The sequence below is a fragment of the Streptomyces sp. NPDC111628 genome (assembly GCF_055635195.1).
This window is the reverse complement of record NZ_JBVKBZ010000002.1, coordinates 931,021-954,761: the sequence shown is the minus strand read 5'-3', so window position 1 is coordinate 954,761 and position 23,741 is coordinate 931,021. Positions and strand designations below refer to the sequence as shown.

The following is a 23,741-nucleotide window of genomic DNA, read 5'->3' as shown; positions in this document are numbered from 1 at the left end:
GACGCAGACGCGGACGGGCGTCGTGGTTGCGGCGAGCAGGTTGGTCGCGCGGGCCGCGGGTACCCGCGCTCCATGACCAACGCATGGATGGACCTGGCCGCGGGCGGCTCCGGCGCCCTCGCCGTCTGGCTGATCGTCGCGGCCGTCGTGGTGGTGGCCGTGCTGATCGGCGCGTTCGCCTTCGGCAGTCGGCAAAAGCGCCGGGAGCCGCCGCCGCCTCGTCCCGAGGAGCAGCCCCGCATGCCCGACGACGGTCCCGTCCACGAGGAGCGGGAGCGCCGGGAGCCCGACGCGATGCCGCGGAGCGACGAACGCACGCTGCCGCACGAGATGGGGCACCAGGGCAGCCGTACCGCCTCCGACCAGAAGCGGCCCCGCTGGGACGAGGGCAGCAGCGGCTCCTTCGGCAGCGGCGGCCCCGGCGGACGCTGACCCGGCAAGCCGAAGGGTGACCGTACCGGGGCGGTGCGTAGTTTCCGGCACGGGCGGTGGGGAACCCATGCGCCGTGCTGTTGCAGAGGAGAAGGGCCCGCGCCGGTGCGCGGGCCCGCCACGCGGCCGAACACACCGTCAACTGGGCCGACGGACGGCTCCCCGTCTCCGAGGGCGGGGGGCTGTTGCGCAAGGCCTTCCCCGAGCACTGGTCGTTCCTGCTGGGCGAGATCGCCCTGTACAGCTTCGTCGTGCTGCTGCTGACCGGGGTCTGGCTGACGCTGTTCTTCAAGCCCTCGATGACGGAGGTCGTCTACGACGGCTCGTACGAGCCCCTGCTGGGGGTGAGCATGTCGGAGGCCTACCGCTCGACGGTGGACATCAGTTTCGACGTGCGCGGCGGGCTGCTGATCCGGCAGATCCACCACTGGGCCGCGCTGGTGTTCCTTTCGGCCATCGGAGTGCACCTGCTGCGGATTTTCTTCACCGGGGCGTTCCGCCGACCGCGTGAGGTCAACTGGCTGATCGGCGTCACGCTGTTCGTGCTGGCGCTCGCCGAGGGCTTCGCCGGCTACTCGCTCCCGGACGACCTGCTGTCCGGGACGGGGCTGCGCATCGCGCAGGGGATCATGCTGTCCATCCCGGTGGTGGGGACGTACGTCAGCATGTTCGTGTTCGGCGGCGAGTATCCCGGCGACGACATCGTCCCGCGGCTGTATTCGGTGCACATCCTGCTGCTCCCGGCGCTGCTGGTCGCGCTGGTCACGCTCCATCTGATCCTGGTGTTCTACCTGAAGCACACCCAGTGGGCGGGCCGCGGGCGCACCAACCGCAACGCGGTGGGCAAGCCGATGTTCCCGCAGTTCATGACGAACTCCACGGGCCTGTTCTTCATGGTCTTCGGCGTCCTGACGGTGCTCGCCGCGGTGGCCGAGGTCAACCCGATCTGGACGTACGGCCCCTACCGCCCCGACATCGTCTCGACGGGCTCCCAACCGGACTGGTACGTCGGCTTCCTGGAGGGCTCGCTGCGGCTGATGCCCCCGTTCGAGACGGCGGTGGCGGGCCACACCGTCATGTGGAACGTGCTGGTGCCGGCGGTCCTGCTGCCGGGCGCCCTGTTCGCGGTGCTGTACGCCTACCCGTTCTTCGAGCGCTGGGTGACGGGCGACCACGAGGAGCACCACCTGTGCGACCGGCCCCGGGACAAGCCGGTGCGCACCGGGCTGGGCGTCGCCGCGATCGTCTTCTACGCGGTGCTGCTCCTGGCGGGCGGCAACGACATCCTCGCCCACACGTTCCACATCTCGCTGAACCTGCTCACGTGGATCTTCCGGGTCAGTCTGGTGGTGGCGCCGCCGCTGGCCTTCGTCGTGACCAAGCGCGTCTGCCTGGCGCTGCAGGAGCACGACCACGAGCGGCTGACCGAGGGCGAGGAGACGGGCGAGGTGCACCAGACCCTGGCGGGCGGCTACGCCGAGAGTCACGGCCCACTCGACGCCGAGGAGCGTTACGTGCTGCGGTCCCGCAGGCAGCCCGAGCCGCTCGCGCCGTCCGCGGCGGAGGGCGACGCTCCGCACGTGGGCCGGCTGCGGGCGACGCTCAGCGGGTGGTACTACGGCGACCGGGTCGACGCCGAGGACGCGGGGCCGGAGCCGGAACGGGAGTCGGTGGCGGAGGCGGTGGCGTCGGCGGATGCGGTGGAACGGGACGCCTACTCGGGCGAACCGGAGCGCTGAGCGCCCCGGTCTGCGTACTGGAAGACCAGTCCGCAGACCCCCATGGCGAGCAGCCCGAAGCCGATCAGCGCCAGCCACAGGCCGAAGACGATGCCGAACGCGAGCACCACGGCGGCCAGGGCGATCGTGATCGGCCAGGCGCTGCGCGGCGGGAAGAAGTCGAGCGGGCCCGCGGTGTCCACGACCTCACCCTCGCCGCGGTCCTGCGCCCGCAGTCCGCGCCTGCGGTACTGCACGCGCAGGAAGAACGCGACGAGCGAGGCCATGAGGAAGGCGATGACGAGGGCGGCGGTGCCGGCGGGCTCACGGGACCACCAGCCGTAAAGGGCCGCCTCGGCGCCGAAGAAGACCGCCACACCGGTGAACAGACGGGATTCGGTCCTCACTGCACATGCCTCTGATCGTGTCGGCTGACGTCGGGGTGGTGCAGGTCGAAGGCCGGGGACTCGGAGCGGATCCGCGGCAGCGACGTGAAGTTGTGGCGCGGCGGCGGGCAACTGGTGGCCCATTCGAGGGACCGGCCGTAGCCCCAGGGGTCGTCGCGCCCGACCTTCTTCCCGTAGTGGTGGGTGTGCCACACGTTGTAGAGGAACGGCAGTGTGGACAGGCCGAGCAGGAAGGAGCCGATGGAGCTGACGGTGTTGAGCGTGGTGAAGCCGTCGGCGGTGAGGTAGTCGGCGTAGCGGCGTGGCATACCCTGCTCGCCGAGCCAGTGCTGGACCAGGAAGGTGGTCTGGAAGCCGACGAAGAGCGTCCAGAAGTGGATCTTTCCGATGCGCTCGTCGAGCAGCTTGCCGGTGAACTTCGGCCACCAGAAGTAGAAGCCTGCGAACATCGCGAAGACCACCGTGCCGAACACCACGTAGTGCAGGTGCGCGACGATGAAGTACGAGTCCGTCAGGTGGAAGTCCAGCGGCGGGGAGGCGAGCAGGACGCCGCTCAGCCCGCCGAGCAGGAACGTGACCAGGAAGCCGCACGACCACAGCATGGGTGTCTCGAAGGACAGGGAACCGCGCAGCATCGTGCCGGTCCAGTTGAAGAACTTCACCCCGGTCGGCACGGCGATGAGGAACGACATGACGGAGAAGAACGGGAGCAGCACGGCGCCCGTGGCGAACATGTGGTGGGCCCACACCACTGCGGAGAGCATCGTGATGGCGATGGTGGCGCCGACCAGGCTGACGTAGCCGAAGACCGGCTTGCGGCTGAAGACCGGGATGATCTCGGTGATGATGCCGAAGAACGGCAGGGCGATGATGTACACCTCGGGATGGCCGAAGAACCAGAACAGATGCTGCCACAGCAGTGCTCCGCCGTTCGCGGCGTCGAACACGTGCGCGCCGAACTTCCGGTCGGCCTCGAGCATCAGCAGCGCGGCGGTGAGCACGGGGAAGGCGGGCAGCACCAGGATCGAGGTGAACAGCACGTTCCAGGTGAAGATCGGCATCCGGAACATGGTCATGCCCGGGGCCCGCAGGCACAGGACCGTGGTGATGAAGTTGACGGCGCTGAGCGTGGTGGACACGCCGCTCAGCACCAGACCCATGATCCAGAGGTCCCCGCCCGGCCCGGGGCTGAAGGTCGCGCTGTTCAGCGGCGCGTAGGCGAACCAGCCGAACGAGGCCGCCCCGCCGGGGGTCAGGAAGCCCGCCGCCACCATCAGGCCGCCGAAGAGGTACATCCAGTACGAGAGCGCGTTGAGCCGGGGGAACGCGAGGTCCGGGGCGCCGATCTGCAAGGGCATGACGGCGTTGGTGAACCCGGCGAACAGCGGGGTCGCGAACAGCAGCAGCATGATCGCGCCGTGCATGGTGAAGAGCTGGTTGTACTGCTCGTTGCTGAACAACTGCAGTCCCGGCCGGGCGAGTTCACTGCGCATCAGCATGGCGAGGACGCCGCCGAAGAGGAAGAAGCCGAACGATGTCGTGAGGTAGAGATGGCCGATCACCTTGTGATCGGTCGTCGTGGCCCACCGCACCAGCGCCCGGCCCAGCGTGCGGTTCGTCCGCTGCCGAGCCGGTGTCCGGCGCGGCGACTCCGTCCTTCTGTCCACCGCCATGCGGCGGAGAGTACCCAGGCGCAATGGGCTCAGACCGACGACCACGCCGAGGCCGGCGCCGGGCGTCCGGCGGATGGGCCACCTGGCGCACGCGGGCGCGGTCCGGACGGTGCCGGGTCCGCACCCGCGCGCGGCGATCGGGTTACGGGGCGTCGAGCACGGTGCCGGTCAGCACCGGGCCCTGCGGCTCGCCCTCGTCGTCGGTGTTCTGGAAACCGACGTACTCGGTGGGCTCCGCGACCTCGTCGCCGACGGTGGGCACGGTCACCTCGGTCTCGGTCTCACCGGGCGGGACGGAGACCCAGAGCGCGAAGTAGTCCAGCCGGGAGAGCGGGACCTCCCCGTCCGGGACCACACCCACCGTATCGACGAGCCAGTCGTGGTCGACGTCCTTGGTGGACAGCTCGGGACGGGTGTCGTCGGGGACCGGTACCAGCACGGTGTTCAGGTCCACGTCGGCGGGTTCCGAGAGCGAGACCCGCCAGCGCAGCGGCTGCCCCTCGGTGACCTTGTCGGCGACGGGCGTGACGTCGATCTTCGGCATCGGGTCGTCCTCCGCGACCGTCACGCCGCCGGCGTAGGAGCCGACGACCGAGCCGTGTACCGCCTTGACCAGCAGGTCGTGGTTCGAGTCGCCGCCGTAGCGCTTGTTGCCCGTCACCTTCACGGGCACGTCGACGAACGGGCGGCCGGACCGTACGGTGACCAGGCGCTCCTCGACCGCCGTGCCGAAGCCTTCCATGACGTACATCCGGACCGTGCCGGTGCCCTTGCCGGAGACCCGCACCGGGACGTGAAAGGTGCGCACGCCCGCGTCGCCCTCCTCGACCGTCGTCCGGCCGACGTCGACACGGGCCAGCGGGGCCGGCCGCACCTGGGGCGTACCTGAGTGCCACGCGTAGGCGTCCATCAGCCAGGCCTTGCCGGCGCGGGAACGGGGCGTCAGTTCCAGTGCGGTGACGCGGCGCAGGTCGACTCCGGCGCGGGTGGCGGCGGTGAGCGGTACGCGCAGTTCCTGCGCCCAGTAGGACGCGGTGCGTTCGCTGCCCGGCAGGCCGTCGGCGTGGACGCCGCCGAGGGTGGCACGCCGGCCGGCGGCGTCGGTGACGGCCACGTCGAGCCGGGTGCCGGTGCTGCCCGGCGGCACGATGACGCGCAGGGCGAGGCTCCGCGCGCCGTTCAGGGAGACGGGTGCGGCGGGACGGACCCGGGTCGCGGTGCCGGGCGCGGACCAGTCCAGGGCGATCGCGCCGCGGCCGGTCTCGCGTTCCGGCTGCCAGTAGGCGAAGTGCGGTGAGGAGCCGTGTGCGTCCTCGCCGAGGCAGGCGACGCCCGGGTCGGGGTCGACCGCGGAGCACAGGCGTCCGCCGCCGGTCACCTGAACGCCGGCGTCCGGCAGGAATCCGGCGCCGCGGCCGGCGCCGACCGCGTGGGTCAGCACCCGGGCCGGGTCGGCCGAGGGAGCGCGGCGGCCGGTGCCGTCGACCAGTTCACGCACCCGGTCGTCACCGGCGACGAACAGCCGGGCGGCAGCGGCGATGTAGGTCGCGCCGGCCCGGTGCTGCTGCCCGGCGGTGAGCCGGGTGGGACTGTCCGCCGAGCAGACCGGGTCGGGGTCCTCGGGGTCCTCCCAGAAGTCGTCGGACGCGGGTGCCTGGGCCTGGCCGGGCGTCCACTCGCTGTTGAAGTAGTTGTGGTTGGCGCCCGTGATGTGGACCGCGCTGTGCAGGGCGCGGCCCCGGCTCACGCCGCGGGTGCCGTCGACGTACAGCTGCCCCTGGAGGTCGGAGACGTCGCCGTCGCAGCCCGGCAGGACGGTCAGCGACGGCACGTCGGGCACCGGGTTCTGGCCGAAGGCGGTGGGACCGATGAGCACGGTGCCGCGGATGTTCCAGCGGGCCCGCCCCGGGCGACCGTCCTGGGCCGCGGGCGGCGGGTACAGGCTGTCCATGGCCGCCCGGTCGACGCCTTCGCCGCCGCGGGAGTGGCCGACCAGCATGACGCGGGAGAGGTCGGCCTGCGGGCCCCGGCGTACGGCGGCCGGAGCGGTGGAGGTCCTGGCGGCCCAGTCGGCCCAGCGGGCCAGGTGCGAGCGCACCAGTGACGAGCGGGCCTGGGCGCCGCCGTCCTCGAGGCCGCCGTCCTGGCCGTTGATGCCGTTGGCGGAGACCGAGACGGTCACATAGCCCTGGGAGGCCAGCAGTTTCTGGTCCTGGAGGTAGCCGCGGTGGCTGGGGATGGGCCGGGCGTCGTCGGCGCAGGGCCAGTCGATCGTGACGGCCTCCTCGCCCTGGCCGGGGACGTAGCAGGTGGCGTGGCGGCCGTGCAGGAAGAGCGCGAGGGGGCGTTTGCCGGTCGCTCCCTTCGGCGCGACGACCACGCCGCGCATTTCGACCGGGGCGGACAGGCCGGGCAGTCGTACCGGGTCGAGCGTGTACTCGCCGGTGGCGGTGGCGAACCGGCCGGGCCGGCCCGGGTCGACGGTGCCGGCGGGGAGCTGGGGCGGGAGTTTCGCCGGGGGCGCCTGGGAGGGGCGGCGCTGTCGGGCGGCGGCTCCCGGTTCCTGGTCCAGCCGGCGGCCTGCGGCGCGTACCTGGAGGTCGGTCAGTCCCTGCGGTGCGCCCGGCCGGGTCTCGTCCAGCGGTAAGCGGAAGGTCCTGCCGTCGCGGTCCGGTTCGGGGACGCCGAGGAGGCGGCCGGCGGTGTGGAACTCCACCCGTGCGTCGCCGGGCGGGACGATCCGCGGGGAGCGCCACTCCAGGGATCTCGCCCCGCCGGTGCCGGTGATCCGCCAGCCGGGCGGCAGGTCGGCGGTGCCGTTCGCCACCGCCCGTACGGATGCGGGGCCGCCGGGGGGTTCCGGTGCGGCCTGGGCCGCGACGGGCGCGACGCCCACCAGGGTCAGGGCCGCTGTCGCGGCGGCCCATATCGTTCGAGCACGTATCAAGAATCCGCTCCTCAACACCTCGGTGGTACCTCGGTCGAGGGCAACGCCCTTGCGGGCGCCCCCGGTTGGAGGAGGGGAAGGAGATCCTTGGGGTTGCCTGTGAGCCGTCAGCCGTCAGCCGCCGGTGCCGCCGACGCTGCCGCCGGTGCCGGGGGTCGCCGTTCTCTCGGCGGTCCCGGGGCCCTCGGGGGTCTTGCGGTCGGCGCCGACCGGGCAGTCGTCGCTGGAGCGGCCGGCCAGCCGCCCGCCGGGCTGCTCGACGGTCACCTGCGCCCTGCCCAGCGCGGGGTCCTGCCGCAGCCGGGCGACGGCGACCGTGCAGGCCAGTTGGTCGACCGCCGTGTCGCTGAGGATCCCAACGCTCCGCGACAGCTGGACGGTGACCCCCGTGCCGTCGGTGCGGATGGTGGGGGCCTCGGCCGCGGGCGGCAGTTCGGTCGTCAGCCCCCTGCCGCGTTCCTGGTCGTCCGGTCCCTTGAACAGCATGAGCACGCTGGCGCCGAGGTCGGTCGAGCCCGGCACCGTGCGGTCCACCGCGACCAGGGACCCGTCCTCGACGAAGTAGAGCGGAACCTTGACCAGGGGTACCGCCTCGGGCACGGACTCCGAGGGCGCGGACGTGACGCCCGGATCCAGGACGCCGGTGGCGGGTTCGCCCGCCTCGACGACTCCGGTCTCGGGTATCCCGCAGGCGGAGAGCGGGAGCAGCGCCGCGAGCAGCAGCGGGAAGGCGCGCGCGGACGGTTTCATGTGCGGTCCTCCTGCGCCGGGGGCGGTGTCCGGTCCTCCGTGTCGTCCGGTCGCAGCGGCAGGACGACCGTGAAGACGGCGCCGCCCTCCGGGTGGTTGGCCGCCCGGACGGTGCCGCCGTGCAGGCGTACGTTCTCCGTGGCGATGGACAGCCCGAGGCCGCTGCCCTCGCTCCTGGCGCGGGCGTCGGCCGACTTGTAGAAGCGGTCGAAGACGTGCGGCAGGACGCTCTCGGGAATGCCGTCCCCGCCGTCGCGGACGGTGACGACCGCCTGCCTTCCGGCTCGGGGGTCGGCCTGGGCGTGCAGGTCCAGGCGGACCGGGGGCGCGCCGTGCCTCAGGGCGTTGGCGACGAGGTTCGCCACGATGACGTCGAGGCGGCGCGGGTCGACGCGGCCGCGCAGCTCTCCCGGCTCCGGCAGGCCGGTCTCCACGGTGTCCTGCCAGCCGCGGGTGGCGAGCGTGCGGCGCAGGGACTCGGCGAGATCGATCTCGTCCAGGTGCAGGGCGGCCGCGCCCGCGTCGAAGCGGGAGATCTCCATCAGGTCGTCCACGAGCGCGGCCAGCTTCGTGGTCTCCGTGCTGATCAGGCGCACCGCCGTCGCGGTGTCCTCGTCCAGCCCGGCCGCGTCCTCGTCCAGCACGTCGGTGACCGCCGACATCGCCGCCAGCGGGGTGCGCAGTTCGTGGGAGACGTCCGCGGCGAAGCGGCGGGCACCGGCCTCCATGCGCCGCAGTTCGGCCACCGAGCCCTCCAGCGCCGCGGCGGTCTCGTTGAAGGTGCGGGAGAGATCGGCGAGTTCGTCGGAGCCCTGCACCGCGAGCCGGGTGTCCAGGCGGCCCTCGGCGATGCTCCGGGTGGCCCGGCGCAGCGCCCGCACCGGCCGCAGCACGCCGCGGGCGGCCAGGAGCGCGATCAGGACGGCCAGCACCAGGGCGGGCACGGTGGCGCGTTCGATCGCGGTGACCAGCGCGTCGACGTAACCCTGCTCCTCCTGCTGCGGCACGGTGAGGTAGACCTCGAGTCCGGAGGCCCGCCGCTCGGTGCTGTACTGGCCGGCGAAGGTGACGGGCATGCCGACGACGAGCGCGGAGTGGCCGTCGTGCGAGACCCGCTGGAACACGGTGGCCCGGCGGGAGCGCACGGACTGGCGCATCGCCGGGGACAGTTCTCCGAAGGAGTCCCCGGGGACGGACGTGGCGCTCTTGTCCCGGTAGGCGACCAGGACCCGCCACTGCTGGGACCGCCCGCCCCTGGACACGTCGTTGGCGAACGAGTTCAGGCCGGCCGCGTCGGGCGGGAACCGGTAGTTGGGGACCAGGGTGTTGACGCGGTGCCGGAACTCCTCGATCACCGTGTCCTGGCTCTGCTGCAGGACCCCGGTCCGCGCCTCGCGGAAGGTCAGTGCGCCGGTGGTCACCGTGGCCACGACGGCGACGAGCGTGAAGGTCACCACCAGCCGCAGGCGCAGCCCCATCAGTGCGCGCAGCACCCGGGGAGCTCTCACCGGGGTCCGAACCGGTAGCCGAAGCCGCGCACGGTGTGGACGTAGCGCGGGCTGCCCGGGGACTCACCGATCTTGGACCGCAGTCGCTTGACGCAGGCGTCCACGAGCCGCGCGTCCCCGTGGTAGTTGTGCTCCCACACGGCCTCCAGGAGCTGCTGGCGGCTGAACACCTGCCCCGCCGAGGCCGAGAGGGTGAGCAGCAGCCGCAGTTCGGAGGGGCCGAGGGCGACCGGCCGTCCCCGGTGGGTGACGGTCAGCCCGGCCCGGTCGATGACCAGGTCGCCGTGGTGTTCGGTGCGCGGTGTGCCCTGGTCGTCCGCGGTGCCGCCCACGCGGCGCAGCACGGCGCGTATGCGGGCGTCCAGGATGCGGGCGCGGACCGGTTTGACGACGTAGTCGTCGGCTCCGGACTCCAGTCCGACGACGATGTCGGTGTCGTCGCCGCGGGCGGTGGCCATGATGATCGGCACCTGGTCGTGGGCGCGTATGCGGCGGCACACCTCCAGGCCCGACATGCCCGGCAGCATCAGGTCGAGGACCACGGCGTCGGGCCGGAAGGACCGGAGCTGCTCCAGTCCGTCCTCGCCGGTCGCGGCGGCGGCGACCTCGTGCCCCTGCCGGCGCAGGGCCAGTCGCACGCCGTCCCGGACGGCGCGGTCGTCTTCGATGATCAGGACCCGTGGCATGGACCTCAGTATGCGTGTGCGCGGGTGGTGGACCACGGGCGGGTGACGGCTGTTACACAGCGGTCCAAAAGCGGTCCACGGACGATCACACGCCCCGGGCAGGCTTTGTGATCATGAATGAGCGCCGCCGACCGTCTCCCCCACCGTCCTCCGCCGCGGGCCGCCGACGCCGCGACGGCCGCTCCCGCCGACGACGGGGTGCCAGGCCCCGCCTGCTGTGGCCGGGGCTCGCGGCCGGGGCCGTCCTGGTGCTCGCCAGCGGGCTGGCTCTCAGGGGTGCCTCGGAACCCTCCGGCGGCCCCACCGACACGGCCGGTGCGTCCTCCGTGACCGAGGGACCCGGGTCGCACCGTGACGGCGGGACGGGGGACGCGCCGACGGACGAGCCTACTCCCTCGCAGGCGAAGGAGAAGGAGAAGGAGAACGGGGAGGGGAAGGAGAAGGCCGGGTCGGACGAGGACGAGAAGCCGGACCCCGGCTCGATTCCGTCCTCCGGACCCGGGACGTTCGCCACCGCGGACGGAGGCGGTGACCGGGTCGGCGGGAGCGGGCGGACGCTGACGTACGTGGTGCAGGTCGAGGACGGCATCGGGATCTCGGCACCGGACGTCGCGGCCGAGGTCGAGCGCATCCTGGCCGACGAGCGAGGCTGGACGGCCGACGGGAAGGTGGGATTCCGGCGGGTGTCGGGCGGCGCGTCCGACTTCCGGGTACGGCTCGCCACGGCGGGGACGGTGGACGACATATGCGGCCAGTACGGCCTGGACACCGGCGGCGAGGTCAACTGCAACGTGGGCCAGGACGTCATGGTCAACCTCAAGCGGTGGCTGCTGGCCACGCAGTACTACGCGGACGACGTGACGTCGTACCGGGCGCTGATCATCAACCACGAGGTCGGGCACTTCCTCGGCCACGGCCATGAGGGCTGCCCCGGGGCGGGCCGTCCGGCGCCGGTGATGATGCAGCAGATCAAGGGGCTGCACGGCTGCCGGACCAATGTCTGGCCCTACGACGCCGACGGCCGGCCCGTCACGGGGCCCGCTCTCGGCTGAGTGCGGCTTATTCATGGTCGTGAACAGAAATCATATACCAGACCGTTGACGCGTCCACGGCAAGTCTCTAGTGTCCGACGGGAAGACCCGGGAAAGCGCTTTCTCCAGTCGATCCTCCCACCGAGTCCTGGTCGGACCCAACCCCCTGGAGACACGATGCAAGTGAGACCCGTCATCGCGAGCGTCGCCCTGCTGGGCGGCACGCTCGTCGCTCTGTCCGGCACGTCCGCGCAGGCCGCGTCCGCCCGTTACGAGGCCGAAACCACGTCGGCGGTCTGCACCGGCACCATCGACTCCGACTGGTCCGGCTACTCCGGCAGCGGCTTCTGCAACGGCACCAACGCCGTCGGCGCCTTCGCCGAGTTCACGGTGACCGCGCCCGCCGCGGGCACCACGACGCTTTCCGTGCGCTTCGCGAACGGCACCGACGGCGCACGGGCCGCGGACATCATGGTGAACGGTTCGAGTGTCGCCTCGGCCTCCTTCGAGACCACCGGCGCCTGGGACACGTGGGTGACCAAGACCGTCACGGTGCCGGTGCGGGCCGGGAACAACACCGTCAGGCTCAGCCCCACCTCGTCCGCCGGACTGCCGAACGTCGACTACGTCGATGCCGAGGTGGCGGGCGACGACACCACGCCGCCGCCGTCCGGCTCCGCGCTGTACGTGTCGCCGGACGGCAGCGACGGCGCGTCGGGGACGGAGTCCGACCCGACCACCCTCACCTCGGCGATCGACCGGGTCTCCCCCGGCGGGACGATCTACCTGCGCGGCGGCACCTACCGGTACGCGCAGACGGTCACCGTCCCGCAGGGCAACGACGGCACCTCGGGCGACCGCACCGAGCTGACCGCCTACCCGGGCGAGACACCGGTGCTGAACTTCTCGGCCCAGTCGGAGAGTTCATCGAACCGGGGGCTCGCGGTCAACGGGTCGTACTGGCACGTCAAGGGGATCGTCGTCGAACACGCCGGGGACAACGGCATCTTCGTCGGCGGCAGCAACAACGTGTTCGAGCGCACGGTGACGCGCTTCAACCGCGACACCGGGTTGCAGCTCTCGCGGACGACCTCCGACACGCCCCGCGACCAGTGGCCGTCCGACAACCTGATCCTGAGCGCGGAGTCGCACGACAACGCCGACTCCGACGGCGAGGACGCCGACGGCTTCGCCGCGAAGCTCACCGTCGGTCCCGGCAACGTCTTCCGCGACGCCGTGTCCCACAACAACATCGACGACGGCTGGGACCTCTACACCAAGTCCGAGACGGGCGCGATCGGCGCGGTCACCATCGAGGACTCCCTGGCCTACGAGAACGGCACCCTCTCCGACGGCACGCAGAACTCCAGCGGTGACCGCAACGGCTACAAGCTCGGCGGCGAGGACATCGAGGTCGACCACGTGGTGCGCCGCAGCATCGCGTACCACAACGGCAAGCACGGGTTCACCTACAACTCGAACCCCGGCTCGATGACGATCTCGGACAACGTGGGCATCGACAACGCCGAGCGCAACTTCTCCTTCGACAAGGGCACTTCAGTGTTCCGGAACAACACCTCGTGCCGCGCCGACGACGGGTCGAACGACAAGACCGTGGGCGACGCCGACGGTTCGAACCAGTTCTGGACCGGCTCGAACGGCTCCCGGTGCGCCGCGTACGCGGGCGCCCTCGACTGGTCCTTCGACTCGGACGGCACGCTCGTGGTGACCTTCGGCGGCAACCGGGTCACCCCGTAGAGCTCACGCCGCGTGGCCCTCGGGAGGCACGCCGTTGGCCCTGGCCGCGTCGGCGAGGGCCTGGGCGGCGGCCTCCGCGGCCTGCGCCGTGTCGCTGGCCGCCTGGGCGGCCCCGTCGTCCGACGGGCTCTCCCGGGTGGCCGGCGACTGCGGCAGCGCTTCGGTGAAGGCCCGGGAGACCCCCTGGAGCGCGGAGGTGACCTCGCTGGGGATGACCCAGAACGTGCTGCCGGAGCCCTGCGCCAGCTGGGGCAGCACCTGGAGGTACTGGTAGGCCAGCAGCTTGGGGTCGGGGTCGTTGCGGTGCACGGCCTGGAAGACCTCGTCGATGGCCCGGGACTGCCCCTCCGCCTTGAGGATCTCGGCGGTGCGGTTGCCCTCGGCGCGCAGCACGGCGGCCTGCTTGTCGCCCTCGGCGGTCAGGATCTGCGACTGGCGCTGGCCCTCCGCGCCGAGGATCGCGGCCCGCTTGTCCCGCTCGGCCCGCATCTGTTTCTGCATGGCGTCCTTGATGGACTGCGGCGGGTCGATCGCCTTGATCTCCACCCGGTTCACCCGCAGCCCCCATTTGCCGGTGGCCTCGTCGAGCACGCCGCGCAATTGGCTGTTGATGGTGTCGCGCGAGGTGAGGGTCTTCTCCAGGTCCATGGAGCCGACGACATTGCGCAGGGTGGTGACGGTGAGCTGCTCGACCGCCTGGAGGAAGTTCGCGATCTCGTAGAAGGCCGCGCGCGGGTCCGTGACCTGGAAATACAGCACGGTGTCGATCTCGACGACCAGGTTGTCCTCGGTGATGACCGGTTGCGGCTTGAAGGAGACCACCTGTTCACGCAGGTCGATCACCGGATAGACCCGGTCGATGTACGGGATGACCACGCTGAGCCCGGGTTTCAGCGTGCGGTGGTAACGGCCGAGCCGTTCGACGTTGCGGGCGCGGGCCTGCGGCACGATACGCACCGCTCGCACCACGGTGAACACGGCGAGAAGCGCGACGATCACACCGGCGATGAGGAACGCCGAGGCTTCCATGGTCACTCCCGGGGATAGACGAATGCGGTGGTGCCGCTGATCTCCAGGACATCGACGGTCGCACCCCGGGGAATCACCAGCGTCTCGTCGTAGGAACGGGCCGTCCATTCCTCACCGCCGATACGGACCCTGCCTTCCCTTCCGGTCACGTCGGAGACGACGTAGGCGGCCTGGCCGACCAGGGCGTCCACCCCGAATCGCTGCGTCTGGGGCTGGACGAGGTGGCGCAGCGCGACGGGCCGCAGGAAGAAGAGGGTGACCGCGGAGACGACCGTGAACACGAGGAATTGAAAAGGCGTGGAAAGACCGGCCGCCGCGGATCCGGCGGTGATCAGCGCAGCCACTCCCAGCATTCCGAGCGCGGCGGTCAGGGTGAAGATCTCCGCCAGGATCAGGACCGCCGAAACGATCAGCCAGATCAGCCACGGATCCATCACGACCCCCTTTCCGCTTTGGAATTATTTTACCGGCTTTCCGGAAAAGCGGACCCGTTCGTCACCGGCCGGCGTCCGGCTCCGACGGGGGGCCGGCGCGCGCCGTGGCCGGCGCGCGCCGCCCCGTCGCGATCACGCGGCCGCACAGGCTCCGAGGTCTTCCCAGACGCCCCATTCGCCGGTGGTTCCGGGCTCCTCGCCGGTCACCCACCACTTGGCGCGCCAGTTGTGGCCGCCGAAGGAGACGGTGTCGCCGCCGCTGTAGACGCTGCCGGCGCTCCACACCGGCCCGTCGCAGGCGCCCGGGTCACCGTCGCCGCCCCCGTCGCCGCCCCCGTCGCTGCCGCCGTCGCTGCCGCCGATGTTGACGTCGATGCAGGAGTAGAAGGCGTTGCCGGTGTCCGCGACGTTCCAGACGGCCAGTACCTTCTGACGGCCGGTGAAGCCGCCGAAGTTCACCTGGTGACTCACGTCCGGGGCGGGCTGCGCGCCGTGGCCGTCGAATTCGGCGATCTTCTGGCTGCCGATGAAGTACTGCCAGTTGGCCGTGGCGTGGCGTGCGGTGTGGTGCCAGGTGAAGGTGTGCGTGCTGGCGACCGGAGTGACCCGCCAGCCCTTGCTGTCGTCGTCGAGTTCGGCGAACTGGCTGTTTCCGCCGCTGCAGCTGCTCAGACCCTTGGGGCCCTCGACGCTCTGGGGCTCGTACTTGATCTGACCGCAGTCGACGATCCCCGCGGCGCACTGGTCCTGCCGGCTGCCGGGCGAGGTCACCCACCCGTGCGCGCTTGCCGTGCTCGCCGGAAGGCTGACGGCGAGCAACGGAGCGACCAGCGCCCCGACCGCGATGGCCACCCGTCTCTTGGTGCGCATGTCGTGCCCCTTTCGGATACAGGTCTAGACCTGACGACTTCAGGTCTAGACCATAGCGGCGGAACCGGTCCGGTCAAGAGCCCGCACAACATCAACCGGCGTGAGGCGGTGCGCAATTGACGCGACGACCCTCGTGCGCAACTCGTTGCGCTATTGGTCTAGACAAGGGTCGTCGCGATGGTTAAAAGTCGAATGGGTTGCGCGTCTCTCCCCCTCCCTCGGGACGCCGTCGGCCCCGCCCCGTGCTGCGCACCATCCCCACCGGCCGCCCGGTTCCTCCGGCGGTCGTTGCGCAAGAGAGGAGCACCACCGTTGGAAGCGCTGGAAAAACGCAGGGAGCACGTGATCGCACTCTTCCGCATCGTCGTAGGCCTGCTGTTCGCCTGCCACGGAGCCGCCACCCTGTTCGACGTCATGGGCGGTCCGCACGGGCCCGCTCCGGGCTTCGCCGCGTGGCCCGGCTGGTGGGCCGCCGTGGTGCAACTCGTCGGCGGCACGCTGGTCCTGTGCGGTCTCGCGACCCGCACGGCGGCCGTCCTGTGCTCCGGGTCCATGGCGTACGCCTACTTCGTCGAACACCAGCCCGACGGGCTCTTCCCCATCGAGAACGGCGGGGAGTCGGCGGCCATGTTCTGCTGGTCGTTCCTCCTGGTCGCCGCCCTCGGCCCGGGCCGCTGGAGCCTGGCCTCCCGTATCCGCCCCCGGCGGGGTGACGGCGGCCGCCCGGCCCCCCGGACGCTGCCCTCGGACACGCCGACGTCCGCCTGAGGCGGCGGGACCGGAACCGGGCAGCGGTCGGCCCTTCACGAGCGGCCCGCACCGGGGGACGCCGAACCGCTACCGCTGTCCGGCGAACATCTCGATCAGACCGTGCGGCGCGTCGTCGCCGAACATCAGCGCGTGCAGCCGGGACGCGTCGGCGGCCTCCGCCGCGCTGCGCGGGAACAGGTCCCGCTCGTACGCGGCGAGCGCGGCCTCCACGTCACCGGGGTGCGCGGCGACGGCGGTACCGAGTTCCGCGCCGTCGTACATGGCCAGGTTGGCGCCTTCGCCTGACGGGGGCATGAGGTGGGCGGCGTCGCCGAGCAGGGTCACTCCCGGCACGCGCTCCCACCGGTGGGCGGCGGGGAGGGTGTGCAGGGGGCGCAGGACCGGCGCGGTGTCGGCGTCGGTGATCAGCGCGGTCAACTCCGGCGCCCATCCGGCGAACTCCCGCGCCAGTCGCGCGGCGCCCGCCGCCCCGGGGAGACCGATGCCGTCGAACCACTCGCGCGGCCTGCGCAGGGCCACGTAGGCGTGCAGGGTCCCGCCGCGCTCCCGGTGGGCCTGGATCGCCTTCCCCGGTGCGAGCGCGAACATCGCACCCTCGCCGACCGCCTTCGCCGTGGCGGGGTGCCTGGTGTCGGCGTCGAGCAGGTAGGTCTCGACGAACGACATGCCGACGTACTCGGGTGCGGCGCCGGAGAGCAGCGGCCGCACCCGGGACCACGCGCCGTCGGCGCCGACCAGGAGGCTCGTGACGACGGAGGTGCCGTCGGCGAACGCCACCTCGTGGCGGCCGTCGCCGAGGGAGCGGGCGGCACGGACCGTGCGGCCCCAGCGGACGGTGCCGGCCGGCAGTGAGTCGAGCAGCATCCGCCGCAGTTCGCCGCGCATCACCTCGGGGCGCCCGCCCGTGCCGTCGTCACCCTCCTCGAACAGGACGGTCCCGTCCGGGGCGAGGGCCCGCGAGGCCTGACGGCCCTCCAGGACGAGCCCGCGGAACTCCTCGGCCAGCCCCGCGGCCCGGAGAGCGGGTTGGCCGTTGCTGTCGTGGATGTCGAGCATCCCGCCCTGCGCGCGTGCCTCCGCGGAGGCCTCGGCCTCGTGGACGGTGACCGGGATGCCGTGGACGTGCAGGACGCGGGCGAGCGTGAGGCCGCCGAGTCCGGCGCCGACGATCGTGACGTGCGTGGTCATGGTGCTTCCCTCCTGATGGCGGTCCCGGGGCGGAGGCCCGGCAGGACCGAACACAATGGAACGGCGTTCCAGCACTCCCAGGGTGGAACGTCGTTCCAGTTCCTGTCAAGCTGGAACGACGTTCCAGACGGTCTAGGATGAGCGCATGGCAACCAGGTCGCGCCGTCCGGAACGGCGGCAGGAACCCCTCTCGCGGGAGCGCATCGTCGGGGCCGCCGTCGAGCTCCTCGACACCGTGGGAGAGCGCGGCCTCACCTTTCGCGCCCTGGCCGAGCACCTCGCGACCGGCCCCGGGGCGATCTACTGGCACATCACGGGGAAGGCCGAGCTGCTCGGCGCCGCCACGGACGCGGTCGTCACCGCCGCCGTGACCGTCGGACCCACCGGTGCCGCCGAGTCGCCCGAGGACGCGGTCCGCGCCGTCGCACTGGGCCTGTGGGACGCGACCGAAGCACACCCGTGGCTGGCCACGCAGCTCGCGACGCAGCTGTCCCGCACACCCTGGGGGACGGTGGCGCCGCGGATCTTCGAGAGCCTCGGCCGCCAGGTCCAGGCGATGGGCGTGCCCGAGTCCGACTGGTTCACGGCGTCCTCGGCGCTCATGCACTACATCCTCGGCGCCGCCGGCCAGAACGCCGCGAACTCCGCGAGCGCAGGCCCGGCGGCGGCCGACGTGGACCGGGGCGAGTTCCTGGACACCGTCTCGACGGCATGGGAGGGGCTCGACCCGGACGCGTACCCGTTCACCCGGGCCGTGGCGGACCAGGTCCGCGGCCATGACGACCGCGAGCAGTTCCTCGCCGGGATCACCCTCGTCCTGACCGGTATCACGGCACTTCACCGGCCCGGCCGGTAGAACCCGGGACCGACCGACCGCCTTCGGGCGGCCTTCGGCGTGTGCGCCGTCTCACGCATCCCATGGCCGCCCAAGTTGCGTGGGTCACTGCGCAAATGCCCCTTTCGCGGCCATGCTCGAAGTGAACGGGGCCGGGCGAAGTGGCGCGTGCCGCCGCCGACTTGGCCACGGCGTACTGACGTGAGCCGTGCCACAGCACACGTGGCTCTTCCCCCCCTCCCCCGTTCCCCTCCCTCCCCCACCCGTTCCCCTTCCTCACCTGCTCCGCAGCAGACCCCGTAGAAAGGTGCCGATCGTGGCCGCATACCTGTGCGCTCCCGCCGTGATACACGGCGAGCACTCCGTCGAGACCCGAGAGATCGTCGAGGAAGTACGCGACCGGCACCCACACGCGCCGTGGGCACCGCGGATCGACGGCATCGCGGCCAGTACGGGCATCGAGAGCCGCGGCTGGATGCTCCCCCTGGAGGCCGCCGTCGCCCCCGGCGCCGGTGGCGACCTCGCGTCCGCCCGGGAGGCGCTGGTCCGCGACGGGTTCACCGAGCAGGAAGCGGACCGCGTGATCGACGCCCTGAAGGCGGTACCCGCCTCCCAGACCGTCCAGGAGCGCACCGCCCCGGCCTGGGAGGCCGTGCAGTCCTACGGGGAACGCGCGGCGCGCGGCGCCCTGCAGATCGCCGGGCTGGACGTCGCGGACGTCGACTGCCTGATCACCAGCAACTCCACCACCCCGGCCCTGCCCGGGCTGGACGTCGCCCTGGCCAACCGGCTCCCGCTGCGCGGCGACACCATGCTGCTGCCCGCCACCCAGTGGGCCTGCGTGGCCGGGACCCGTTCCCTGGCGCTGGCGGCCGACCTCGTGGCGGCGGACCCGGACCGGGTGGTCCTGGTCGTGATCTCCGAGGCGCTGAGCACCACCTACCAGCCCGCGGACGACACCCTGGAGTCCCTGATCGTCCGGCTGCTGTTCGCGGACACCGCGGTCGCCGCGGTGGTCACCGGCCGCCCGAGGCCCGAGTCGGTGCTCCGGCTGGACTCCGCCTGGCACCACACCCTGCCCGGCACGCGCGACCTGCACCGCCTGGAGACGCGGGCGGACGGCACCCACTTCGTGATGGACCGGCGCGGGCCGCGGGCCGTGCAGGAAACGGTCACCGCGATGTGGGAGTGGCTGCGCGTCCGCTACGAGGACGACCCCTCCTCCTGGCACCCCGACGTCCTGCTCGCGCACCCCGGCGGGACCCGGGTGCTGGAGTACATGGAGCAGACGATGCCCGACGAGTGGCCCTCGGGGCTCCTGGAGTACAGCCGGGACAGCTACACCAGCGGCAACCGCGGAGGCGCCGCCGTGTTCGACATCCTGCGCCGGGCGCACGACGCCGGGCAGAAGGCGGGCAGCCGTGCCGTCCTGTACGCGGCCGCCCCGGGCCTGACGGCCACCGCTCTGGAAGGGGAGTGGCTGTAGGGGGCGCTCCGGGGCCACTCCGGGGCCACCTCCTGCCACTTTCCGTGTTCACCGCGCGGTCGGCTGATGTGGGCGAAGCGTCCGCGCGTGTTATTGAATGGGGTGTGCGGTCGGGATCCTCGGGGGCTCTTCCGCACGGGTTCGGGTACGGCCCCGGCACTGTGCCGGGGTTGGCGAGCGAGCTGAGGGAGCCGCATGGACTCCACACCCTCCCCTTCGTCCTCGTCGCCGTTCGACCTGGTCAGCAGCGCCCTGGGGCGGTACATCCCGCGTGGCGGAGCCGCGGCCGCCGGTCCTGCCGAGTCGCGGGACGACTCCGGCGGACACCGGCCGGAGCACGACCGTCCGCCGGTGGGAGGGCAGGAGCAGATCCTCGGTGCGGTCAATCTGGACCGGGAGCTGAGGGTAACCCACCGCAATCTCGAGGCCCCCGTCTTCGCGGGACTGGACGCCGCGGTCGGCAGCCCGTTCATCGATCTCCTGCCGCCCGGGGACGTACCGACGGTCACCCGGCGACTGCGCCAGGTCCTGGACACCGGTGAGGCACACGTCGCCCGGGTCCAGCGGCTGCGGCGCGGCGACGGGTCGGAGCTGGTGGTCTCGATGAGCATCCTGCCCGCGGCCGCGCCCCGGGAGGGCCTGACCGTCTCCGTGATCGCCATGGCCAGAAGGCTGCACCTGTACGCCGCCGAGACCGCGATCGGCACCTCGCTGGACATCGGCGAAACGGCGCAGTCGCTGGCGGAGTCCCTGCTGGCCTGGGGCGACGTGGCGGCCGTCGACCTCGACTTCGCCGTGTGGACGGGCGAGGGGGTCACCGAGCGGGCGCAGGGCCGGATCCGGCTGCGCCGGGCGGCCCTGGTGCCGGACCGTGCCTGGCCCGAGGGGTACGTGACTCTGGGCGAGGATCTTCCCAGCGACGCGAGTCGTCTGCTGTCGCAGGCGATACGGCGCGCCGACGCCCCGCAGTCCATCGTCATCCCCGACCGGGAGGCGATCGAGCGGGTGCTCGGCAGCCCGCGGCTGGTGCGAGCCCTGGTGCCCGGGGACCGGTCGGCGGGCGTGGCGTGCGTACCGCTGGTCCTGGAGGGCGATCCGCCCGTGGTCCTGGGCGTGGTGGAGGTGTGGCGGCGGGCGGACCGCCCCTTCGCCGACAGTGAGCTGTTCGACCTCCAGGAGCTGGTGGCCAGGACCTCCCACCATGTGGACCTGGCCCGCCAGCACCAGCGCGAGCACACGCAGGTGCTGGCCCTGCAACGGCGGCTGCTGCCGCGCTCCGCCGGTGGCACCGTCCAGACCGCCAGCGTCTACCAGCCCGCCACCCCCGACAGCGCGGGCGTCGGGGGAGACTGGGTGAACAGCTTCCCGCTGCCGGACGGCCGTACCGCGCTGGTCGTCGGCGATGTCGTCGGGCACGGCCTGGGCGCCGCGGCCACCATGGGCCAGCTGAGCATGGAGGCCCGCGCGCTGCTGTCCGCGGGGCTCGCCCCGGACGAGGTGCTCGAGCACCTGGACGAGACCGTGACGCTGCTGGACGACGCGGAGTCCGGGCTGGCGGCCGGGTACAGCGCGCTCGGGTCGACCTGCTGCATCGCCGTCTACGACCCCGTCAGCCACCGGGTGACGCTGTCCAGCGCCGGCCACCTCCCCCCGATCCTGGTGTCGCCGGACGGGCATGCCGGCCCCCTCCCGGTCCGCCCGCACCCCGGCCTGGGTACCGAGTTCGCGCTGCGGGAGCCGTACGGCGTGCACACCTTCGTCGCACCCCCGGGCTCCCTGCTCGCCCTCTACACCGACGGTCTGGTCGAGGATCCGGCCGTGCCGATCGACGAGGGCATCGCCAGGCTGGCGGACGCCGTGTCCGGCGTGCATCCGTGGGACTCGTTGCCGCAGGCCGCGCGCCGGGTGGTCGCCGAGGTGATGCCGGCGCACCAGCGCGACGACGTGACCCTGCTCATCGCACGCACGATCGGCTACCGCAAGGGGGACACCGCGACCTGGCGGCTGCCGGCTCGCGACGACGCGGCCGCCCGGGCCCGCGCGCTGGTCTCCGCGCTGCTGCGGCAGTGGCGCACCAGGGACAGCACTCGGGACAGCGTGCTGCTCCTGGTCAGCGAGCTGGTCACCAACGCGGTCCGGTTCGCCGGCGGCCCCATCACGGTGCGGCTGATCAGGGCCGGTCCCGGCCTGCTGTGCGAGGTCGGCGACACCGGCAACGGCAGACCGCGGCTGGGCCGGGGCGGGCTCCTCGACGACGGGGGCCGCGGCCTGCACGTGGTGCACCGGCTCACCACCCGGTGGGGCGTGCGGTGGACGGACACCGGCAAGGTGGTCTGGGCCGAGGTCGTGCGCTGACGCGCCTGCGGGAACGTACCTCCTTTCGCGGCTCAGCGGCTTTCACGGCGTGCGGGGAACCAACGCTGGGGGCCCGGCGTCCGTTGACGTACAAGATCGTCTGTGCGCCCCGAGGAGTCCGACATGACCGGCAAGGCCACCCGTTACCTCTACCTCGCGCGGCACGGCGAGGCCACACCGGACGAGAGCGGGCTGACGGAGGCCGGTCGGCGCCAGGCCGCCCTGCTCGGTCAACGCCTGTCGGACGTCCCGTTCGACGCCGTCCACCACGGCCCGCTGCCGCGGGCGGAACAGACCGCACGCCTGATCGCCGACGAGCTGAAGGGCGTGACGCCGCGCGTCTCGGAAGCCGCCGGTGACTACGTGCCCCACATACCCGAACGGTCCGAGCTCCCGGACGGGTCGGCGGACCTCTACCTCCGTTTCCTCGCCGGTACCACCGACGAGGAACGCGAGCGCGGCGCGGGGCTCGCCCGTCAGGCGCTGCGTCGTTTCACCGGGGTGGTGACGGACGGCGCCGAGGACCGGCACGAGCTGGTCGTCACCCACAACTTCCTCATCGCCTGGCTCGTCCGGGACGCCATGCACGCGCCGAAGTGGCGGTGGCTCGGCCTCAACCACGGCAACGCGGCGCTCACGGTCATCCGTTACGCACCCGGCCGGGCGGCCTCCGTCCTGCTCTCCAACGACATGCGGCACCTGCCCGCCGAGCTGCGCTGGACCGGATTTCCCGCCGAACTGCACGTCTGACGGCCGGAGTCCGCGCACGGGCCGGAGCGCCGCCGCACCGCCGCACCGCCGCACCGCCGCAGCGGCCGGTGCTCAGGAGCCGAAGTTGCTCAGGTCGGCCGCCAGCGAGCCGATGGCGGCGGGGTTGCGCGGACTCTCGACGAGGTCGACGTAGTCGAGGGTGACGATCCGGTCGTTCTTGACGGCGGAGACGTTGGCGAGCGGCTTGTAGGACTTGAGGAAGCGGCGCTTCTGCTCGGCGGTGGTGTCCCCGTAGTCGTTGATCACGATGACCTCGGGGTCACGGGCGACGACCGTTTCCCAGCCCACGGTGGTCCAGCTGTCCTTCAGGTCCTTCATGACGTGGTCGCCGCCGGCCTTGGTGATGATGTCGTGGGGCCCGGCGTAGGCCCCGGAGGTGAGCGGCTTGTCCTCGCCGCTGTCGTAGAGGAACACCCGGGGCCGGTCGGCGCCCTTGGGGGCCTTCGCCTGCGCCTGGGCGACCTGGTCACGGAACCGGGCGACGAGGGTCTCGGCCCGGTCCTCGACGTCGAACACCTTCCCCAGGTTGCGCAGGTCCGTGTAGAGCGCGTCGAGCGGGGGCATCACGCCGCGGGCCTTGCCCTGTCCGTTGCGGCACGACTCACTGAGCAGGTACGAGTCGATGCCCAGGCTGCGCAGCGCCTGAGGGGTGAATCCGTCTCCCTCGCTGAAGCCGTAGTTCCAGCCCGCGAAGACCAGGTCGGCACGGGCGTCCAGGACCAGTTCCTTGTTGATGCGCTCCTTCGACAGCCAGGTGGTCTTCCGGTAGCCGTCCTTCCACGGCACCTTCGTGAGATCGCCCTTGTCGTCGGGCATGACGTATCCGGCCATGTGGTCCTCGAGGCCGAGGGCGAACATGATCTCGGTGATTCCCACGTCGTTGGTGACCACGCGCCGCGGGGCCTGCTCGAACGTCAGCCTCTCGCCGCAGTTCTCGACCGTCACCGGATAGTGCCCGTCCGACGACGCCCGGGCGCCGCCCCCCTTCCCCTCCTCCGGCGGGACGTCCGCCCCGCAGCCGGAGACGGCGAAGGCGAGGACGGGGGCGAGGGCCAGGACCAGGGCGGCGGGGCGTGCGCGGTTCGGCATGCT

The 23,741-nt window shown here is 72.1% G+C and carries 20 protein-coding genes; 9 read left to right on the top strand and 11 right to left on the bottom strand.

The genetic code is table 11. The features are described 5' to 3' along the window. Window positions 1–72: 72 nt before the first annotated feature. Both ACZ7MF_RS11960 and qcrB read left to right on the top strand, forming a co-directional pair. A complete protein-coding gene (locus tag ACZ7MF_RS11960; protein WP_471476140.1) occupies window positions 73–432 on the top strand; it encodes a DUF6479 family protein in 360 nt (119 codons plus the stop codon). Between the two features lie 74 nt (window positions 433–506). Then, window positions 507–2,171 carry a cytochrome bc1 complex cytochrome b subunit gene (gene qcrB / locus ACZ7MF_RS11955; RefSeq protein WP_471476139.1) on the top strand — a complete coding sequence of 555 codons (1,665 nt, stop codon included), beginning with the start codon at window positions 507–509 and terminating at the stop codon, window positions 2,169–2,171. Here the strand turns inward: qcrB and ACZ7MF_RS11950 are convergent. The 6 genes from ACZ7MF_RS11950 to ACZ7MF_RS11925 form a co-directional block, all read right to left on the bottom strand. After that, window positions 2,147–2,557: a cytochrome c oxidase subunit 4 gene (locus ACZ7MF_RS11950; RefSeq protein WP_471476137.1), complete on the bottom strand. Its 411-nt coding sequence runs from the start codon at window positions 2,555–2,557 to the stop codon at window positions 2,147–2,149. The two genes, qcrB and ACZ7MF_RS11950, sit on opposite strands and share 25 nt — an antisense overlap. Beyond that, complete coding sequence (gene ctaD, locus ACZ7MF_RS11945; protein WP_471476135.1) at window positions 2,554–4,230, bottom strand: aa3-type cytochrome oxidase subunit I; 1,677 nt, start codon at window positions 4,228–4,230, stop codon at window positions 2,554–2,556. Before ctaD ends, ACZ7MF_RS11950 begins: the two co-directional genes overlap by 4 nt. 142 nt (window positions 4,231–4,372) lie before the next feature. Beyond that, window positions 4,373–7,177, bottom strand: coding sequence for an alpha/beta hydrolase (locus ACZ7MF_RS11940; protein ID WP_471476134.1), 2,805 nt, complete (start codon window positions 7,175–7,177; stop codon window positions 4,373–4,375). A 114-nt stretch (window positions 7,178–7,291) separates the two neighbouring features. Continuing rightward, window positions 7,292–7,927: a GerMN domain-containing protein gene (locus ACZ7MF_RS11935; RefSeq protein ID WP_471476132.1), complete on the bottom strand. Its 636-nt coding sequence runs from the start codon at window positions 7,925–7,927 to the stop codon at window positions 7,292–7,294. Then, the gene (locus ACZ7MF_RS11930; protein WP_471477222.1) at window positions 7,924–9,405 is read right to left on the bottom strand and encodes an ATP-binding protein; all 1,482 of its coding nucleotides are present in this window, start codon (window positions 9,403–9,405) and stop codon (window positions 7,924–7,926) included. The genes ACZ7MF_RS11935 and ACZ7MF_RS11930 overlap by 4 nt, the downstream gene beginning before the upstream one ends. Window positions 9,406–9,431: 26 nt before the next feature. Beyond that, the gene (locus ACZ7MF_RS11925; protein WP_471476130.1) at window positions 9,432–10,121 is read right to left on the bottom strand and encodes a response regulator; all 690 of its coding nucleotides are present in this window, start codon (window positions 10,119–10,121) and stop codon (window positions 9,432–9,434) included. A 113-nt stretch (window positions 10,122–10,234) separates the two neighbouring features. Here ACZ7MF_RS11925 and ACZ7MF_RS11920 point away from each other — a divergent pair, with 113 nt between their 5' ends. Further along, window positions 10,235–11,173 carry a DUF3152 domain-containing protein gene (locus ACZ7MF_RS11920; protein ID WP_471476128.1) on the top strand — a complete coding sequence of 313 codons (939 nt, stop codon included), beginning with the start codon at window positions 10,235–10,237 and terminating at the stop codon, window positions 11,171–11,173. A 156-nt stretch (window positions 11,174–11,329) separates the two neighbouring features. Next, the gene (locus ACZ7MF_RS11915) at window positions 11,330–12,910 is read left to right on the top strand and encodes a carbohydrate-binding protein (protein ID WP_471476126.1); all 1,581 of its coding nucleotides are present in this window, start codon (window positions 11,330–11,332) and stop codon (window positions 12,908–12,910) included. Between the two features lie 3 nt (window positions 12,911–12,913). Here ACZ7MF_RS11915 and ACZ7MF_RS11910 read toward each other — a convergent pair whose 3' ends face one another. The 3 genes from ACZ7MF_RS11910 to ACZ7MF_RS11900 form a co-directional block, all read right to left on the bottom strand. Further along, a complete protein-coding gene (locus ACZ7MF_RS11910; RefSeq protein WP_030866892.1) occupies window positions 12,914–13,939 on the bottom strand; it encodes an SPFH domain-containing protein in 1,026 nt (341 codons plus the stop codon). 2 nt (window positions 13,940–13,941) lie between these two features. Then, window positions 13,942–14,373 (bottom strand): NfeD family protein, encoded by a 432-nt coding sequence (locus tag ACZ7MF_RS11905; protein WP_115745582.1) that lies wholly within the window; start codon window positions 14,371–14,373, stop codon window positions 13,942–13,944. A 132-nt stretch (window positions 14,374–14,505) separates the two neighbouring features. After that, complete coding sequence (locus tag ACZ7MF_RS11900; RefSeq protein WP_471476123.1) at window positions 14,506–15,243, bottom strand: lytic polysaccharide monooxygenase; 738 nt, start codon at window positions 15,241–15,243, stop codon at window positions 14,506–14,508. Window positions 15,244–15,555: 312 nt separating this feature from the next. On the opposite strand from ACZ7MF_RS11900, the gene ACZ7MF_RS11895 reads away from it, so the two are divergent. Beyond that, complete coding sequence (locus ACZ7MF_RS11895) at window positions 15,556–16,011, top strand: DoxX family protein (protein ID WP_471476122.1); 456 nt, start codon at window positions 15,556–15,558, stop codon at window positions 16,009–16,011. A 69-nt stretch (window positions 16,012–16,080) separates the two neighbouring features. On the opposite strand, the gene ACZ7MF_RS11890 is transcribed toward ACZ7MF_RS11895, so the two are convergent. Next, entirely contained in the window at window positions 16,081–17,202 is a 1,122-nt protein-coding gene (locus ACZ7MF_RS11890; RefSeq protein WP_471476120.1) for an FAD-dependent oxidoreductase, read from the bottom strand. Window positions 17,203–17,347: 145 nt separating this feature from the next. On the opposite strand from ACZ7MF_RS11890, the gene ACZ7MF_RS11885 reads away from it, so the two are divergent. The 4 genes from ACZ7MF_RS11885 (at window position 17,348) to ACZ7MF_RS11870 (ending at window position 22,628) form a co-directional block, all read left to right on the top strand. Beyond that, the gene (locus ACZ7MF_RS11885; protein WP_471476119.1) at window positions 17,348–18,058 is read left to right on the top strand and encodes a TetR/AcrR family transcriptional regulator; all 711 of its coding nucleotides are present in this window, start codon (window positions 17,348–17,350) and stop codon (window positions 18,056–18,058) included. A 295-nt stretch (window positions 18,059–18,353) separates the two neighbouring features. Beyond that, window positions 18,354–19,523: a type III polyketide synthase gene (locus tag ACZ7MF_RS11880; RefSeq protein WP_471476117.1), complete on the top strand. Its 1,170-nt coding sequence runs from the start codon at window positions 18,354–18,356 to the stop codon at window positions 19,521–19,523. A 195-nt stretch (window positions 19,524–19,718) separates the two neighbouring features. Further along, complete coding sequence (locus ACZ7MF_RS11875; RefSeq protein ID WP_471476116.1) at window positions 19,719–21,878, top strand: ATP-binding SpoIIE family protein phosphatase; 2,160 nt, start codon at window positions 19,719–19,721, stop codon at window positions 21,876–21,878. Between the two features lie 123 nt (window positions 21,879–22,001). Beyond that, window positions 22,002–22,628: a histidine phosphatase family protein gene (locus ACZ7MF_RS11870; RefSeq protein ID WP_471476114.1), complete on the top strand. Its 627-nt coding sequence runs from the start codon at window positions 22,002–22,004 to the stop codon at window positions 22,626–22,628. Window positions 22,629–22,700: 72 nt separating this feature from the next. Here ACZ7MF_RS11870 and ACZ7MF_RS11865 read toward each other — a convergent pair whose 3' ends face one another. Then, window positions 22,701–23,738, bottom strand: a complete 1,038-nt coding sequence (locus ACZ7MF_RS11865) for an ABC transporter substrate-binding protein (RefSeq protein WP_471476112.1) — start codon at window positions 23,736–23,738, stop codon at window positions 22,701–22,703. Window positions 23,739–23,741: the final 3 nt, after the last annotated feature.

Excerpts from the sequence above, each read along its gene's own strand:
- ACZ7MF_RS11960 (WP_471476140.1), top strand. The coding sequence starts at position 73 with ATGACCAACGCATGGATGGACCTGGCCGCGGGCGGCTCCGGCGCCCTC.
- ctaD (WP_471476135.1), bottom strand. The coding sequence starts at position 4,230 with ATGGCGGTGGACAGAAGGACGGAGTCGCCGCGCCGGACACCGGCTCGG.
- ACZ7MF_RS11935 (WP_471476132.1), bottom strand. The coding sequence starts at position 7,927 with ATGAAACCGTCCGCGCGCGCCTTCCCGCTGCTGCTCGCGGCGCTGCTC.
- ACZ7MF_RS11930 (WP_471477222.1), bottom strand. The coding sequence starts at position 9,405 with ATGGGGCTGCGCCTGCGGCTGGTGGTGACCTTCACGCTCGTCGCCGTC.
- ACZ7MF_RS11925 (WP_471476130.1), bottom strand. The coding sequence starts at position 10,121 with ATGCCACGGGTCCTGATCATCGAAGACGACCGCGCCGTCCGGGACGGC.
- ACZ7MF_RS11920 (WP_471476128.1), top strand. The coding sequence starts at position 10,235 with ATGAATGAGCGCCGCCGACCGTCTCCCCCACCGTCCTCCGCCGCGGGC.
- ACZ7MF_RS11915 (WP_471476126.1), top strand. The coding sequence starts at position 11,330 with ATGCAAGTGAGACCCGTCATCGCGAGCGTCGCCCTGCTGGGCGGCACG.
- ACZ7MF_RS11910 (WP_030866892.1), bottom strand. The coding sequence starts at position 13,939 with ATGGAAGCCTCGGCGTTCCTCATCGCCGGTGTGATCGTCGCGCTTCTC.
- ACZ7MF_RS11905 (WP_115745582.1), bottom strand. The coding sequence starts at position 14,373 with ATGGATCCGTGGCTGATCTGGCTGATCGTTTCGGCGGTCCTGATCCTG.
- ACZ7MF_RS11900 (WP_471476123.1), bottom strand. The coding sequence starts at position 15,243 with ATGCGCACCAAGAGACGGGTGGCCATCGCGGTCGGGGCGCTGGTCGCT.
- ACZ7MF_RS11890 (WP_471476120.1), bottom strand. The coding sequence starts at position 17,202 with ATGACCACGCACGTCACGATCGTCGGCGCCGGACTCGGCGGCCTCACG.
- ACZ7MF_RS11885 (WP_471476119.1), top strand. The coding sequence starts at position 17,348 with ATGGCAACCAGGTCGCGCCGTCCGGAACGGCGGCAGGAACCCCTCTCG.
- ACZ7MF_RS11875 (WP_471476116.1), top strand. The coding sequence starts at position 19,719 with ATGGACTCCACACCCTCCCCTTCGTCCTCGTCGCCGTTCGACCTGGTC.
- ACZ7MF_RS11870 (WP_471476114.1), top strand. The coding sequence starts at position 22,002 with ATGACCGGCAAGGCCACCCGTTACCTCTACCTCGCGCGGCACGGCGAG.
- ACZ7MF_RS11865 (WP_471476112.1), bottom strand. The coding sequence starts at position 23,738 with ATGCCGAACCGCGCACGCCCCGCCGCCCTGGTCCTGGCCCTCGCCCCC.